1 protein-coding gene is annotated in these 1,083 nt (G+C 29.6%); it reads left to right on the top strand.

What is annotated here, in order from left to right:
- Positions 1-1,033, top strand: a 1,033-nt coding sequence (locus AMN83_RS00395; RefSeq protein WP_075503421.1) for a dimethylsulfoniopropionate demethylase, incomplete at its 5' end; no start/stop codon positions are given.
- Positions 1,034-1,083 lie beyond the last annotated feature (50 nt).

Here is a 1,083-nt window from a genome sequence, read left to right as displayed (position 1 = left end):
TACAGCTTATACAATTTATAACCATATGTTACTTCCAGCTGCCTTTGGTTCAATTGAAGATTCTTATCATCATTTAAAAGAACATGTTCAAATTTGGGATGTAGCAGCTGAAAGACAGGTAGAAATCTCAGGAAAAGATTCTGCAAAATTAGTTCAGCTAATGACTTGTAGAGATTTATCAAAATCTAAAGATGGAAGATGTTATTATTGTCCGATTATAGATGATAATGCTGGATTAATTAATGATCCAGTTGTTTTAAGAATTAATGAAAATAAATGGTGGATTTCTATTGCAGATACGGACGTAATATTATTTGCAAAAGGATTAGCAATTGGAAATAAATTTGATGTTAAAATCATAGAGCCAAAAGTTGATATCATGGCTGTACAAGGTCCAAAATCATTTCAATTGATGGAAAAAGTATTTGGAGAACAGATCACAAAATTAAAATTTTTTGGTTTTGATTATTTTGAATTTGGAGGTGCAAAACACCTTATCGCACAATCTGGATGGTCTAAACAAGGAGGTTATGAAGTATATGTTCAAAATACTGAAGCAGGCTTAAAACTATATGATCATTTATTTGAAATTGGAAAAGAATTTAATATTAAACCAGGATGCCCTAATTTAATAGAACGAATCGAAAGTGGACTGTTATCTCATGGCAATGATATGGATAACGGAGATAATCCTTATGAATGTGGTTTTGATAAATATGTAAACATAGATAGTGATATTATTTTTTTAGGAAAAGAAAAATTAAAGAAAATAAAATCTGAAGGTATAAAAAGAAAATTAATGGGTGTGAAGTTAGATTTGGACAAAATAAGTTTAACAGGATCTTTAGATTTGACTGATGATAATAACAAAATCATTGGGGAATTAAGGTCAGCCTGTTATTCGCCTCATTTTAAAAAAGTTATTGGTATTGCTATGATGAAAAAATCGCATTGGAATATAGACCAGAACGTAAAAGTAAGCATAAATGGTGATATTTGCAGTGGTAAAGTTTGCGATTTACCTTTTATTTAGTATAACAACTTTAAAATGAACATAGCTATAGTAGGTGCAACAGGAAATGT

It is taken from the genome of Candidatus Pelagibacter communis (genome assembly GCF_001180025.1).
GTDB lineage: Bacteria > Pseudomonadota > Alphaproteobacteria > Pelagibacterales > Pelagibacteraceae > Pelagibacter > Pelagibacter ubique_A.
The sequence above is the reverse complement of the archived record's forward strand: the minus strand, read 5'-3'. Positions and strand labels throughout refer to the sequence as shown.